This is a genomic window from Acinetobacter bereziniae LMG 1003 = CIP 70.12, from assembly GCF_000368925.1.
GTDB lineage: Bacteria > Pseudomonadota > Gammaproteobacteria > Pseudomonadales > Moraxellaceae > Acinetobacter > Acinetobacter bereziniae.
In genome coordinates this window covers 2308439-2323284 of record NZ_KB849756.1, presented here as the reverse complement: position 1 = coordinate 2323284, position 14846 = coordinate 2308439, and the positions used below count along the sequence as shown (strand labels likewise).

Annotated in this window: 16 protein-coding genes; 7 read left to right on the top strand and 9 right to left on the bottom strand. The window is 38.5% G+C overall.

Features of this window, described 5'->3' with window-relative positions; genetic code table 11:
• Window positions 1-54 precede the first annotated feature (54 nt).
• Window positions 55-528, bottom strand: coding sequence for a hypothetical protein (locus tag F938_RS20665; protein WP_005034850.1), 474 nt, complete (start codon window positions 526-528; stop codon window positions 55-57).
• 221 nt (window positions 529-749) lie between these two features.
• On the opposite strand from F938_RS20665, the gene guaD reads away from it, so the two are divergent.
• The 3 genes from guaD (at window position 750) to F938_RS20650 (ending at window position 3299) form a co-directional block, all read left to right on the top strand.
• Window positions 750-2066 (top strand): guanine deaminase, encoded by a 1317-nt coding sequence (gene guaD / locus F938_RS20660; protein ID WP_005034842.1) that lies wholly within the window; start codon window positions 750-752, stop codon window positions 2064-2066.
• A gap of 252 nt (window positions 2067-2318) precedes the next feature.
• Window positions 2319-2846: a hypoxanthine phosphoribosyltransferase gene (gene hpt / locus F938_RS20655; RefSeq protein WP_005034840.1), complete on the top strand. Its 528-nt coding sequence runs from the start codon at window positions 2319-2321 to the stop codon at window positions 2844-2846.
• A gap of 201 nt (window positions 2847-3047) precedes the next feature.
• A complete protein-coding gene (locus F938_RS20650; RefSeq protein ID WP_004824000.1) occupies window positions 3048-3299 on the top strand; it encodes a GlsB/YeaQ/YmgE family stress response membrane protein in 252 nt (83 codons plus the stop codon).
• A gap of 66 nt (window positions 3300-3365) precedes the next feature.
• Here the strand turns inward: F938_RS20650 and F938_RS20645 are convergent, their stop codons facing one another.
• Both F938_RS20645 and dmeF read right to left on the bottom strand, forming a co-directional pair.
• Window positions 3366-4067 carry a DsbC family protein gene (locus tag F938_RS20645; RefSeq protein WP_005034838.1) on the bottom strand — a complete coding sequence of 234 codons (702 nt, stop codon included), beginning with the start codon at window positions 4065-4067 and terminating at the stop codon, window positions 3366-3368.
• Window positions 4068-4205: 138 nt separating this feature from the next.
• Window positions 4206-5183 (bottom strand): CDF family Co(II)/Ni(II) efflux transporter DmeF, encoded by a 978-nt coding sequence (gene dmeF / locus F938_RS20640; protein WP_005034835.1) that lies wholly within the window; start codon window positions 5181-5183, stop codon window positions 4206-4208.
• 87 nt (window positions 5184-5270) lie between these two features.
• Between dmeF and F938_RS20635 the strand changes: the two genes are divergently transcribed.
• Together F938_RS20635 and F938_RS20630 are read left to right on the top strand one after the other, a co-directional pair.
• On the top strand, window positions 5271-5537 hold the full coding sequence (locus F938_RS20635; RefSeq protein ID WP_004823994.1) for a metal/formaldehyde-sensitive transcriptional repressor: 267 nt from the start codon (window positions 5271-5273) through the stop codon (window positions 5535-5537).
• 163 nt (window positions 5538-5700) lie between these two features.
• Window positions 5701-6888, top strand: coding sequence for an MFS transporter (locus tag F938_RS20630; protein ID WP_005034832.1), 1188 nt, complete (start codon window positions 5701-5703; stop codon window positions 6886-6888).
• Window positions 6889-6906: 18 nt separating this feature from the next.
• Here F938_RS20630 and F938_RS20625 read toward each other — a convergent pair whose 3' ends face one another.
• From F938_RS20625 to rpmH, 6 genes are all read right to left on the bottom strand, one after another.
• Window positions 6907-7269, bottom strand: coding sequence for a NirD/YgiW/YdeI family stress tolerance protein (locus F938_RS20625; protein ID WP_004823991.1), 363 nt, complete (start codon window positions 7267-7269; stop codon window positions 6907-6909).
• Window positions 7270-7403: 134 nt separating this feature from the next.
• Entirely contained in the window at window positions 7404-8768 is a 1365-nt protein-coding gene (gene mnmE, locus F938_RS20620; protein ID WP_005034829.1) for a tRNA uridine-5-carboxymethylaminomethyl(34) synthesis GTPase MnmE, read from the bottom strand.
• Window positions 8769-8857: 89 nt separating this feature from the next.
• Complete coding sequence (gene yidC / locus F938_RS20615; protein ID WP_005034827.1) at window positions 8858-10594, bottom strand: membrane protein insertase YidC; 1737 nt, start codon at window positions 10592-10594, stop codon at window positions 8858-8860.
• Between the two features lie 5 nt (window positions 10595-10599).
• Complete coding sequence (yidD, locus tag F938_RS20610; protein ID WP_005034824.1) at window positions 10600-10920, bottom strand: membrane protein insertion efficiency factor YidD; 321 nt, start codon at window positions 10918-10920, stop codon at window positions 10600-10602.
• Between the two features lie 9 nt (window positions 10921-10929).
• Window positions 10930-11322, bottom strand: a complete 393-nt coding sequence (gene rnpA, locus F938_RS20605) for a ribonuclease P protein component (protein WP_004823984.1) — start codon at window positions 11320-11322, stop codon at window positions 10930-10932.
• 33 nt (window positions 11323-11355) lie between these two features.
• On the bottom strand, window positions 11356-11490 hold the full coding sequence (rpmH, locus tag F938_RS20600) for a 50S ribosomal protein L34 (protein WP_000831329.1): 135 nt from the start codon (window positions 11488-11490) through the stop codon (window positions 11356-11358).
• 700 nt (window positions 11491-12190) lie between these two features.
• On the opposite strand from rpmH, the gene dnaA reads away from it, so the two are divergent.
• Both dnaA and dnaN read left to right on the top strand, forming a co-directional pair.
• Window positions 12191-13585 carry a chromosomal replication initiator protein DnaA gene (dnaA, locus tag F938_RS20595; RefSeq protein WP_005034823.1) on the top strand — a complete coding sequence of 465 codons (1395 nt, stop codon included), beginning with the start codon at window positions 12191-12193 and terminating at the stop codon, window positions 13583-13585.
• 110 nt (window positions 13586-13695) lie between these two features.
• Window positions 13696-14844: a DNA polymerase III subunit beta gene (gene dnaN / locus F938_RS20590; RefSeq protein ID WP_004823980.1), complete on the top strand. Its 1149-nt coding sequence runs from the start codon at window positions 13696-13698 to the stop codon at window positions 14842-14844.
• The last annotated feature ends 2 nt before the right edge of the window (window positions 14845-14846 follow it).

Here is a 14846-nt window from a genome sequence, read left to right as displayed (position 1 = left end):
TAAACTAAGGGGTTTATCCAGTGAGATAAATCCCTTTTATGACTCTGCTTATTGTTAAATTGTATGATCCGCAACACGTTTCATGTATTGATTTAAGCGGGTAAAAAACACAATCTGCAAAAAAATCGTAAAGGCAGAAACACACCACTCATACCACATTTCAAAAGCAGTATTTTCAAGATCAAAAAATTGATAAATGCCGAGCAGAATCAAACCAAAAGCAATTCCCGCAACAGTGGTCTGCAACAAAATAGGGAATGAGAGTGCCGTGACACGATTCATAAAATGCACGCCCTCATCACCACCGTTTGCAGCATAGCAACGTTGAATGCCAACAAACATAATGATCAGCGTCAATATGCCTTCTAAACCAATCACACGAGCATCATAATAAGGTGAAAACATACCATAGTAATAAACTGCACTGACCACTAAAGCAGCGATCAAATAATAATTTTTATAATGGCGTTTTTCTAAAGTATCTTCTGCTAGTTCATGCGCCAAAGCTTTGGTATTCCAAAAATACATAAATATTATTTTCTCTTATTTCCATCATTTGCCGACACTGTACCTATTCTTAGATTAAAGATAAAGTCACAAACTCAAATATTCGTGTAATGCTTTTGATTTTTTCACAATCTTCAACATCAATTACATTTTTGAGCACACAAGAAAATAAAACTGCTTACAGCAGCTTAAATAAATTTCAGGTACAATCAATCGAAAAAAGGATAAATTGCAGGTTTTACATGTCTTCTGTTGTGCAGAAAACGGCGATTCGCGGACGTTTTCTTGATATTCAAAATACCGTTTCCCAAGCCACTCAAATTTTAGATCAAACGCGTTATATTGAAGATGGGTTATTGATTACTGAACAAGGTAAAATTATCTGGTTTGGTGATTGGGAAGCAGGGCAGTCGCAATTAAGTAATGATATGAGCGTTGATCATTATCCTGAACAGTTGATTGTACCTGGTTTTATCGACACTCATATTCATTTTCCACAAACAGAAATGGTGGGTGCCTATGGCGAACAATTATTAGAATGGCTCAATACCTATACCTTTCCAACAGAAATTCAATTTGCAGATAAAAACTACGCAGATAAAATCGCACAGTTTTTTGTTCATGAATTACTAAAAAATGGCACAACAACAGCACTGGTTTTCTGTACAGTACATCCGCAATCTGTGGATGCTTTATTTGAAGCTGCAGAACGTCATCAAATGCGCTTAATTGCGGGTAAGGTGATGATGGATCGTCATGCACCAGAAGAGCTGACTGATACGGCTGAAAGTGCTTATCTCGACTCAAAAGCACTGATTGAAAAATGGCATGGCAAAGGTCGTAATCTTTATGCCATTACGCCACGCTTTGCACCAACCTCTACACCAGAACAGTTGGCAAAAGCAGGGCAATTAAAAGCAGAATATCCTGATGTTTATGTCCATACGCATTTAAGTGAAAATAAAAACGAAATTACTTGGGTCAAAGAATTATTTCCAGAACAACAGGGATATTTAGATGTTTATCATCATTATGGGTTAACAGGGGAGCGTTCTGTTTTCGCCCATTGTGTTCATTTAGAAGAACACGAATGGGATTGTATGCATGCAACTGATTCTGCGATCGCATTCTGTCCAACCTCCAACTTATTCTTGGGCAGTGGTTTATTTCCATTAAAAAAATCTTGGGAAAAACAAGTCAAAGTTGGTCTTGGAACTGATGTAGGCGCAGGCACCGCATTTTGCCACTTACAAACACTTAACGAAGCCTACAAAGTTCAGCAACTACAAGGCGATAAACTTTCAGCCCTGGAATCGCTTTATCATGCAACGCTTGGTGGTGCTAAAGCGCTGCATTTAGATGATCGATTGGGCAATTTCAATGTAGGCAAAGAAGCTGACTTTGTCGTGCTGAATTTAAAAGCAACCGCATTACAGCAATTGCGTCAAGAGCGAGCAAAAAATATTGAAGATGCATTATTCGCCTTATTCACTATGGGGGATGACCGTAATATTCAAGCCACCTATATTTATGGACAAAAAGCCTATGCACAAGTCTGAAAAAAATCCTAAATCATCACCCTCCAAGAAAAAACTTCTTTTGATAGGTGGTGTTTTTATCGTATGTGCGCTGTTGTTAAAACAAGATGCGCACTAGATATTTAGCTTCAAATTTCGGCATTTACATTTTCAAATCGTAAAAAGGATGCATCTGAACCTGATATGTTTTAAAATTATGCCATCTTTTAGGGTGTTGCTAGTCAACACCTTTTTTAATTTTAGAATTTGATGTTTAAGTTTTAGGTATTTCCCATGACTGTTGAAATGAAAGTAATGATTTCTGCTGAAGAAATTCATGCAAAAGTTCAAGAACTTGGTAAAAAAATTGATGCGCATTATGCCAGTAGTGATAAAGAATTGGTTTTAATTGGCTTATTGCGTGGTTCAGTGATTTTTATGGCAGATTTATGCCGTGCCATTACTAAAACTCACGAGCTCGATTTTATGACGGTTTCAAGCTATGGTGGCAATACAACATCCTCTCGTGATGTCAGAATCCTAAAAGATCTAGACGGAGAAATTCGCGGAAAAGATATCTTGGTGGTAGAAGATATTATTGATTCAGGCAACACTTTGAGCAAAGTTTTAGAAATATTAAGTACCCGTCAACCGAATTCAATTGAACTGTGTACTTTAGTCAGCAAACCTTCTCGCCGTGAAATCGACTTAGACGTGAAATTTCTAGGCTTTGAAGTAGAAGATAAGTTCATTGTGGGTTATGGCTTAGATTATGATCAAAAATATCGCCATATTCCATTTATTGGAGAAATTGGTCTATAAGATCATCTTCAGTAAACCCATTTTACCTAAACTGATTTAAGCGACCACGGTCGCTTTTTTTATGGCTTCCCCCAGCAACCGTCGAACAAAAATGCAACAACTTGTAGCAAATCCAACCTTTTACTTCCTGTAAAAATATTTGAATATTAAATTAATTCGATGCAGTAACTCACGACAAAATAAAGAAAAAGGAGAAAGATTATGATGTCATTGATTAGTGCAATTGTGATTGGTTTTATTGCAGGTCTGATTGCTCGAGCAATCCATCCTGGTGATGATAAAGCAGGTTTTATTGTAACCACAGCGCTGGGGATCGTAGGTTCATTGGTTGCAACCTACGGCGGTCAATTATTAGGACTTTACCCTAAAGGTGCATCTGCCGGTTTTATTGCCTCTGTGGTGGGTGCAATTATCGTGTTATTTATTTACAACATGATTGCCAAACGAAGTTAAAATTTTGCATTTAGAAAAGCACCCATTCAGGGTGCTTTTTTTCTAAGTGCTTATGAAATTATCGTTTTATAATCCAAATTTGTTCCATAACTTCTCAATTTCTTCAGCAGGGTAGGCACCCATTGCTTTATAGCCATTTGAGAAAATAATTGCTGGTGTACCGTGTAGCGCTAATTTTTTACCTAATTCTAAATTACGCTCAATCGGTGTTGGACAATTTGCTGGTGCAGTGGGTTTTACCCCATTTTGAATCAAATTTTTCCATGCATATTCACGATTTGCCGAACACCATACTTGCTTTGCAGGCAAAATAGATTGTGCTTTGATCGGATAGATAAAAGTATAAATCGTCACATCATTGAGTTTAGCTAGATTCCCTTCAAGCGTTTTGCAATATGGGCAATTTGGGTCAGAAAAGATGGCTAGCTGGCGTTTTCCATTCCCCCTGACTGTTTTTACTGCATCATTGAAAGGAAGACTTTTAAAATCAACTGTATTTTTTTCAACAACGAGATCTTTGGTTAAATTATGTTGATCTTTTAAACGAATCATAGAACCAACAAATATATGTTGAGCATCTTCATTGATATACACGATTTGATTATCTAACGTACCACTATACAGACCTTGCATTTCAGTCGTCTGTAAATGCTCAATTTTGACATTGGGATAGTTTTTGCTGAGTTTTGCTTTCGCAGTTTCAATACTGGCAAAACTACTCCCACAAAAAGCAAAACTTAAACTCAACGCAATGATGTGCTTTAACATAAATCAAAAATTCAGAATATATTGTCAGTTATTAAAACACAGTTGCCTTGTGAGCTTGTTTGAAAACTGTGATTAAACCAACTTGAGTAAAATATGCTCGACTCAAATCCAGAGTTATAATAAAGGGATAAATTTAAATTATGGTGATGAAGTTTCACGTGGAACCCAGCTAAAAATCGCAGTTTGATTAATTTCAACGGAAATATGAACCAATTCGTTGTGGATTGATAATGCTTTACGAATTTGATCTGCATTTAAATTTTGATCAGATGTTTCAAGTGCCAAAATGACTGAAAACTTGGCTTTACCCACTTTCCAGACATGGAGATCAGTTATTTTGGCGTTTACTTTAAGACCTGTAATGACTTCACGGATTTCATCCACTACAACATGATCCATTTCAGCATCCAGTAAAGTTTTGCCTGTTTCTTTAATAAGACCAAATGACCAACGTCCAACTAAAATTGCGCCCACAATACCCAAAGTCGCATCCAAAAAATCCCAACCAAAATATTTACCTGCAAATAATGCAATAATTGCCAAAACAGAGGTCAGTGCATCTGCTACTACATGAAGAAAAGCCGCTTTTTGATTTAAATCATGTCCATGATGTTGATCATGATCATGTGCATGATGGTGATGGTGATGGTGATGGTGATGGTGATGGTGATCATGCAGTAACCATGCACAGATTAAATTGACCAATAAACCTAAAATAGCAATTAGAATCGCTTCATTATAATGAATCTGAACAGGATGAAATAAACGTTCAATCGATTGAAAAGCCATAAATAAAGCGACAACCATCAGTAAAATTGCACTACTATAACCTGCTAAAATCTCTATTTTCCATGTACCAAAACTAAAACGAAAATCCTGCGCATAATGGCGCGCGGCTCGATAAGCAGCATAAGCCAAACCGAGCGCCAGCATATGTGAACTCATATGCCAACCATCAGCAAGTAATGCCATCGAATTAAAAATCCAGCCTCCCAGAATTTCAAACAGCATCATCAAACCTGTCAAAATGGTTGCCCATAAAATTTTCTTTTGTGCCAATGGATTACCTTCATCAAACTGATGAGTGTGTTCACGTTGTATAGTTTTAAATTGCATGTGGGCATGATCCTATATACTCCCCATGAGTATATTATTTTATTTTTAAATATACTATAAGGGAGTATATTTTTAGCGGATCAGTTTATGAGTCATGTCCATCAAGATAAAAAAGTCCTTAACCGTGTCAAACGTTTAAAAGGACAGCTGAATGCCATTGAAGAGGCATTGAATGATCAAAGTACTTCATGTATTTCGGTTCTCCAACAAGTCGCAGCAGTGAAAGGAGCCGTCAATGGTTTAATGAATGAATTAATTGAGCAACATCTCACTGAACATGTGATTCAAGACCCTGAAGCTGTTGATGCAAATGAGTTACAAGAATTTTTAAAATTGCTTAAACGTTATTCATAAAATAAGCTCAATACAGGTGATTAGATAAAGTCTTAAAGTTTTAATTGACCCCCTACTGATTAAGTTCTAAGCTTTTCGGTATATACGATTTCTTCGTTGCCGATCTTAATACTTATCTTCGGCATTTATCCGCAAGATTATTTGCACTTTAAGTCCTAGATCTATGAATCAGCAATCATGGCGTCCATTTCTCATGGTCAGTCTTGCCTTATTTATTGGCACCATCGGTACTGCACTTGCGAGTCTGTTATATCCAATCTATCAACAGCTTTGGCACCTGCTCCCAAGCCAAATCACTTATATCTTTGTTGCATATATGTTTGGTTGTTTAACTACATTGCTGTTTTTAGGGCGTATGAGCAATAGCTTTGGCTTTATTCGTACCTTACAGATCGGCTTATTATTCGCTATTATTGGTCTGAGCCTCTCAGTTTTTGCCTCGAATAGTTATTATCTGGGTTTAGGTCGTTTCATTATCGGAATCGCATCTGGCTTAATCAGCACCTCGGCAATGCTAGGATTAATCTATACTATCCCAGATTCACACAAACAAAGTGCAGCACAATTAAGTTCAATTATTACCGTGATTGGTTTTGGGTTGGGACCTTTTATTGGTGGTGCAATTGCTCAATTTTCAGATCAACCACTAATCACACCTTATTTACCTGTCATTGTCGCAGCGCTACTGAGTTTATTCAGTTTATTTCGCATTAAAACTGTTCAATTTGAAAAACAATCTTTTTCTATTGCACCTCATTTACAATTACCAGAGACACAATATAAAGGCTTATTTTACATCACCAGTTTTAGTGCGTTTTGTGCTTTCGGATCATTCAGTTTATTTGCCTCTTTAGCGCCCTCGTTTATACGTGATGTTATTCCGTGGCATGGTCCTTTGGTCAGTGGTGCAACCATTGCCAGTATTTTAATGGTTTCCGCGATTGCTCAATTCGCTGCCAAATCAATGAATATGCACAAAGCCCTAAATATAGGACTGATTTTATTAATCAGTAGTTATTTGATTTTGTCTGTCTGTATGCTGATGCATTGGAGTTTTTTATTCTTTATCAGTGTGATTTTGGTTGGCATGGGACATGGGCTCAGTTTATTGAGTGCTTTTGCATTGATTCATCAAATGACCCAAATCGAAAATCGTGCCGCTGTGGTTTCAACATATTTGTTTATTGCTTATTTTGGTACGATTGTGCCAATTATTTCCGCAGGATACTTATCCGATCATTTTGGTTTAATGATCGGTGTTTTAGGCTTTTGTGCAGGAGTCGGCACATTATGCTGTTACTTATTGATTCAACATTTAAAAAACAAATACCGCTTAAAAATAGGTGCTTAGCACCTATTTTTAAATCAGTTATGGAACAATATCTATTTTAACCACTTCAATATCTGTTGGTTTGTAGCGATGCGTGTCGACTTCACCCACTATTTTTACTTTGGTGCCAGGCTTTAATTTTTTTAAATCAATCAGATCATCATCCACTTCGATTCCAATGGTTCCTGTACTGTCTTTTAATTCATAATGTTCATGCTTAATTTGATGCACAATCGAACCGGTTAAAGTTACCGCAGTTTCGTCACTGGCACGTAATGCTTGTTCAATGGTGATATTATTTTTCGCTGCTTCTTGAATAATCACATGATCTGCCTTACCCGCCCAGACATTTGAAGTGATCACGAATACTGCGAGGGAAAGCAATAAAGGAGACTTTTTCATAATACACCCTTTTGAATATGTTATTGATCTTACAGTAAACAATTCAAACTCAGATGTAAAATTAGCTTACAAAAGCACAACTTTTCATCAAAAAAGCTGACACTTGGTCAGCGTTCATGTTCACTATTTTAAGCTTATTTACCAATACAGAACGATCCAAAGATAACTCCCAAGAGATCATCAGCACTAAAATCACCTGTGATTTCACCCAAAGCGTTTTGGGCAAGTCGTAGTGATTCCGCAACCAACTCTCCTGCATGATAAACCACAAGTTGCTCATGTGCCTCTGCCAAATAGCGCTGTGTGCGCTTCATTGCGTCTAAATGGCGTGTTCGAGCAATAAAGGTATCTTCCTCAGGCTGAAAGCCTGCATGCGCTGTAATCGCATCTATGAGTACTTGCACGCCCACATCCTGTTTGGCTGAAACGGTGATATGGCGAAAACCTTGCAAATCATTTAATTCAGCAGATTGATCAGTGAGATCACACTTATTTCCAATCAGTATTAAACGCTTGTAATCTAAGTGGTTTTCAAAGTAATTTTGTGCAAGTTCTAAAGGATTTTCACCTTGGCTCAAGTCATAAACCAAGAGCAATAAATCGGCTTGCTCAATCTCTTTAATTGCACGACGAATGCCTTCTTTCTCGACCACATCGCCTGTTTCACGTAAACCTGCAGTGTCGGTTAAAGTGATCGGTAAGCCATTTAAACTAATTTTCTCATGCAACACATCACGTGTAGTTCCAGCAATATCCGTCACAATAGCACGATCATTACCCGCCAAGGCATTAAGTAATGAAGATTTACCTGCATTAGGTTTCCCAGCAATCACCACTTGCAGACCTTCACGTAGTAATTGACCTTGACGAGCCGATTGTTGTACCGCAGCAACTGAAGTTTGAACCTCTTCTAACAAACTCAGTATTTTCCCATCCGCCAAAAAGTCAATTTCTTCCTCTGGAAAATCAATTGCAGCTTCAACATGCAACCGTAGATGGATCAGTTTCTCCAACACGGTATTTACTTTATTGGAAAATACACCTTGTAGGGAACGTACTGCAGAACGTGCTGCAGCTTGTGAGGTTGCATCAATCAAGTCAGCAATCGCTTCAGCTTGTACCAAATCCATTTTGCCATTTTCAAAGGCACGCATGGAAAACTCACCAGCTTTGGCTGCAGTGGCACCAAGCTCCAATAAACGTGTCAGTAGCGCATTTTGAATTACTGGTCCGCCATGTCCCTGTAACTCAACCACATCTTCACCCGTAAAGGAATTTGGATTGGGAAAACAAATGGCTAAGCCTTCATCTAAGACTTCACCTTGATCGTCAAAAAATTGACGAAAACCAGCAAAACGTGCTTTGGGAAGATCTTTTTGTGTCAAAACTTGCGCAATACTGTAAGCCTTTGGTCCAGAAAGACGAATCACACCTACACCACCACGTCCTGGTGGCGTCGCAATTGCGGCAATTGTGGTTTGGTTTACAGTGTTCGTCATCTAAATTTACTCAAACTTTGACAATAAAAAATCCGCCTAAGATTACCATCTTAAGCGGATTTTTTCAGCTATTGCTTAATCGTTAAAGATTAAACAACTTCATTTTCAACTTTGGCTTTTGCAACATTTTTATTGATAAACCACTGTTGCAGAATCGTGATCGAGTTGTTCACAATCCAGTATAAAACCAAGCCAGCAGGGAAGAACAGCATAAATACTGTAAACATGATTGGCATGATTTTGAAAACTTTCGCCTGCATAGGGTCAGTCGGTTGTGGGTTCAATGATTGTTGAACAAACATCGTAACACCCATGATCAATGGAAGGATAAACCAAGGATCCATTGCAGACAAATCTTGAATCCACAGCATCCACGGTGCATGGCGAAGTTCTACAGACTCCATCAATACCCAGTACAATGCTAAGAAGATTGGCATTTGTAAAAGTAATGGTAAACAACCCGCCAAAGGATTGACTTGCTCACGTTTGTAAAGTGCCATCATTTCTTGAGAGAAACGCATACGGTCTTCACCAAACTCTTCTTTCATGCGTTGCATTTCTGGTGCAATCACACGCATTTTCGCCATAGAACGATAGCTCTTAGACGACAACGGCCAAAGAATAAGTTTAACCAATACAGTCAATAGAATGATTGACCAACCCCAGTTACCCACAAGGTTATGGAAGAACTGTAAACCTGCAAATAATAATTTGGCAATTGGCCATAACCAACCATAGTCTACAGTTTGGTTTAAACCTACCGCTAAATCTTTCAATTCAGACTGGATTTTTGGACCAGAGTAGAAAGTTGCATCAATGCTCATGGCTTTACCCGCTGGAACATTAATGGTTGGTGAAGTAAATCCAATGATGTTCATACCATCAGCAGATTTACGTGATTCCAATTTTGCCATGTATTGCTGACCACCAAAGTGACCTGGCATCCAAGCACTTACGAAATAATGCTGAACGATCGCAACCCAGCCACCTTTTGCTTCAGTGTTGAGTTTTTCATCGGTAAAATTCGCAAATTTTAGCTTGTTATAATGCTCATCTGGTGTACCCCAAGCGCCACCCAAATAGGTTCCAAGTGTGAAAATACCTTGAGAGGTTTTTCCTGGATCATCTGAGTTATCACGCTTAATTTGACCAAACATTTGTCCTTGCCAATTTTGCGTACTACGGTTTACAACCTGATAGCTGACATCAATTGGGTATTGACCTTGTTTGAAACTAAACGTTTTGATGATTTCAACACCATCCGCTGTTTTAAATACCATCGGAACAGTTAAGACTTGAGAAGATTTACCTTCTTTGTCTTGTGCGGTTTTAGCATCAGCAAGGGTATAAGCACTTTTTTCAAACGCATAGCTTGGACGATCTGGTTTACTGTCTGGACCGTTCAATCCAATTAAACCAGATTGCGCAACATAGGTACGTTTTGCATCACTTTCAAGCATAACAAAAGGCTGATCACTGTCTTTGCTCTTGTCATGATTCAGTAATTCAATACGAACAATATCACCACCTTTTGGACTAATCCAAAGATGATAAAGATCAGTTTGTACTGAAATCAATTGTTGATTTGCTGTGGCTGGCGCAGCTGTATTTTGTTGTGCAGCAGCTATATTTGCTTGTGGAACATCGCTAGAAGCCGCAGTTGCTTGACCTTTTGGCAAATCGGCAGAGACATCATGCGCGACAACAGCCTGCGGAGTCGCAGCTTTTGTTGCATCATGACCATAGTCTTTTTGCCAAGCCAAAATGAGCAAATATGCGGTGACTAACATGGCCCCAAGGATTGCAAACCTGGCCCATTGTTGCATATCTATTACCCCAAGTGGTTAGAGTGATTTTGGTTCAATAAACGTTCACGCAAGGGTACAGGAACATGAAGCGTTTGAGAATCTATTTGCTGAAACGAAATAAAACGAATTGTTTTTTTTGGCACGGGATCATAACCATACCCGCCCCAAGGATGACAACGGCACACGCGTTTTGCAGCTAACCAGCTGCCTTTCATTGCGCCGTGCGTATGGATTGCTTCTAACGAATATTGAGAACAAGTCGGAATATAACGACAACGAGGTCCAATGAGAGGACTAATCGCAATTTGATAGAAACGAATCAACCAATGCAATAAACGAATCATTGGTTTCCTCTATTTTTGAGGGGAAGATTGAGCTATTTTATGGTGCTTTTTAACGATGCGTTGCAATTTTAACCAAGCAAATTGTAACTGCTGAAAAAGTTCAGCATTGGGTACGGCTTCTATGCCGACTTTAGGCATCACCACAATATCCAACAGATCAATATTTTGCTGGTTTAAGCGAAAACTTTCACGCGTTAAACGTTTTATTCGATTTCTTTCGTGCGCACGGCGCACTTTTTTCTTAGCAACAACGATACCCAAACGGCTTTTAGGCTGTTCGGTCACTTTTGCTAAGAATATAAAATGGGGTTGATGCACTTTAAAAAGCGCACCATCAAATACACCTTTGTAATCTGCAGCGCAGTGGATTCTCACCGCTGGGCTGAAACTATAAAGAGACATAACACCCAAGTCGTGTATTAACTGTTTAACGAATTAAACAGTTAAGCTGTGACGACCTTTTGCACGACGGCGAGCTAATACTTGACGACCAGCCTTAGTAGCCATACGAGCACGGAAACCATGAACGCGCTTACGCTTTAATTCAGATGGTTGGAATGTACGTTTCATATCGAAACTCCAAAATTGATCTTTCTAAAGGTTCGCGATTGTATTGTGCATTCTTTATGCTGTCAATGAATATACACATATCTCTTCTATATTCGATCATATTTGTTGCATTTTTACCCACATGAAATTTTAACTGTCTTTTGAGCTATAAAATCAACAAAAAAAGTATTCACAACATAACTTATTATTTTATAGTATAAATAAGAGTTACCAACAGATATATCCTCAAAGTTATCCATAACCTCATCTAGATTTAAATTCGTTTCCATGTTTTTAAATTTAAAAACCTGCTAATTTTGAATTTAAATTCATAACTTGGAGGTTATCCACAAAAAACTCGGTTCTTATAAATAAATTCAAATTTAAAATTTAAATTTATTATTATTAGTGTCGGTTATTTCTGTGGAAAACAGCTTTTTTACATTAAATAATAAAGATTTAAGCTGTGGGTATCTGTGTTTTTATTAATTTGATGGATTGTGGATAAGTTTATGTGATAATTTATCCACAGCATGTGGAAAACCTTATCCACAAGCGCTTTGAATTTAAATTTATTTACAGAAAGTTGCTTTTTTGAGCGAATTTACTTGAATTGTTCATGACAGATGTGGATAACTTGGTTAGAATGGCGACCCCTTTATCTATAGGGTAGGGGGAATGTTGTGTTTTTTGAATTTAAAATGGAATAGAGGGGTTTCACATGCTTTGGACGGACTGCTTAACTCGCTTGCGACAAGAGCTCTCTGATAATGTCTTTGCCATGTGGATTCGTCCGTTGGTTGCAGAAGAAGTCGAAGATACTTTAAAACTGTATGCACCTAATCCATATTGGACACGCTACATTCAAGAGCATCATTTAGAATTGATTTCAATCTTGGCAGAGCAATTATCTGAAGGTCGTATACGTAAAGTTGAAATTTTGGTTGATTCACGTCCAGGTGCAATCCTCTCTGCTGCTGAACAACCAGCAACGACTACTGCTGCTTTAGAACAACATGCCAGCCCAGCTATAGCATCGCCAAAAGTAAAAAAAGACAAAGAGCAAGACGTTGTTTCTGCAAAAAATGTGAAAAAGAGACAACTTAACCCATTGTTTAATTTTGCTTTATTTGTAGAGGGGCGTTCCAACCAAATGGCGGCAGAAACTTGTCGTAAAGTTTTGACTCAATTGGGTGAATCTCAGCATAATCCGCTGTTTCTTTATGGTCCAACAGGTCTCGGTAAAACACATTTAATGCAAGCGGTTGGAAATGCTTTATTACAGGCAAAACCAAATGCGCGCGTGATGTATATGACTGCTGAAAGTTTTGTCCAAGATTTTGTCAGCTCTTTGCAAAAAGGCAAGGTTGAGGAATTTAAAAAGAATTGTCGTTCTTTAGATTTATTATTGGTCGATGATATTCATCTATTGGCGGGTAAAGAAGCCAGTTTGGTTGAATTTTTCTATACATTCAATGCTTTATTAGATGAGTCTAAACAAATTATCTTAACTTCGGATCGCTATCCAAAAGAGTTAACAGAACTTGATCCACGTCTAGTCTCACGCTTTTCTTGGGGGTTGTCTGTTGGTGTAGAACCGCCTGATATCGAAACTCGAATCGAAATTTTACTGAAAAAAGCTGAAAGTAGTGGGATTGATCTCCCGCGAAATTGCGCATTGTTTATTGCTCAACAAGTGGTTGCCAATGTTCGTGAGCTTGAAGGCGCATTGAATAAAGTCGTCGCAATATCCCGTTTTAAAGGTGCTGCGATTGATTTGGAAGTGGTGCGTGAATCACTGAAAGACGTTTTGGCCATTCGTGCGCGGACGATCAGTACAGAAAATATTCAACGCGTGGTGAGTGAGTATTTCCGCATTCCATTGAAAGAATTAGTGGGTCCGAAAAGAACCCGTATTTATGCTCGACCGCGCCAATTGGCTATGGGCTTGGCTCGTGAATTAACTGGGGATAGCTTCCCGGAAATTGGTATGGCATTTGGTGGTCGCGATCATAGTACGGTCATGCATGCTTGTGAAAAAGTGCAGAGCTTACGTGATGAAGACCCAATTTTTAATGAGGATTATAAAAACCTCATGCGTCTGTTACAAAGCTAAAATTTGTACAAATTATACGCTTGCAATGCGGCATAAACTGCCGCATAGTACGTCATTAAAAAAATTTATTATCTGTCTTTTCTGTCAAATTTAGTTAGAGGATTTCCACCGTGCGTTTGAAAATCGCGAAAGAGAGCTTACTCAATGTTTTATCCCATGTGGTTGGAGCTGTTGAACGTCGCCATACTTTGAATATTCTTTCAAACGTGAAAATTCAAGCTACAAATCAAGCGCTTACCATTACTGGTTCAGACTTGGAAGTCGAGTTGGTTGCCAGCACAACCTTAGCGGATGGTGCATGTTTACAAGCTGGGGAAACAACTGTTCCTGCGCGTAAATTGGTGGATATCTGCAAATCCTTACCATCGGCAGCATTGATTGATTTACAGATTACTGAAGACCAGCGTTGTATTTTAAAATCAGGAAATAGCCGCTTTGTTTTGGGAACTTTGCCAGCAGAAGATTATCCATTATTGACCAATGAGCATAGTCAAGGCACACAAGTTCAAGTGACTGAACGTGAATTAAAGCGTTTATTTGAAAAAACCTCTTTTGCCATGGCTGTGCAAGATGTGCGTTTTTATCTGACTGGAACTTTATTGGAAATTGATGAAAATCAATTGCGTGCTGTGACGACTGATGGACACCGTTTGGCACTGTGCGAAACCTTAGCATCATCAACTGCAACCCAGTTGGTACAAGCGATTGTTCCACGTAAAGCGGTAGGGGAACTACAACGCCTTCTAAGCATCGAAGATGAACAATTGACCTTGTTGATTGGTCGCGAACTGTTGAATGTGACCATTCAAACACCAAGCCGTGATAAAGAGCAAGGTGACATTACTGTACGTTTCACGACAAAATTAATCGATGGTAAGTTCCCAGACTATCGTCGTGTGATTCCGCGTGGTGGCGATAAAGTGGTTCATATCCCGCATGATGTGTTCAAGCAATCATTACAACGTGTTGCGATTTTAAGTAATGAGAAATTACGTGGTGTGTTTTTGAATTTTAATGCAGATTCTTTGCAATTGCGTGCAAACAACCCTGAACAAGATGAGGCGATTGAGGATCTAGCCATTCAATACGCCAATGCACCTATGGAAATGTCATTTAATGCGCAATATATTTTAGATGTATTGAGTGTTTTAGATGGTGATGATGTTGCGATGACCATGTCTGAAGCAAATCAGTCGGTATTGGTTCAAGATCCAACCCAATCCAATCAAACCTATGTTGTCATGCCAATGCGTGTTTAATT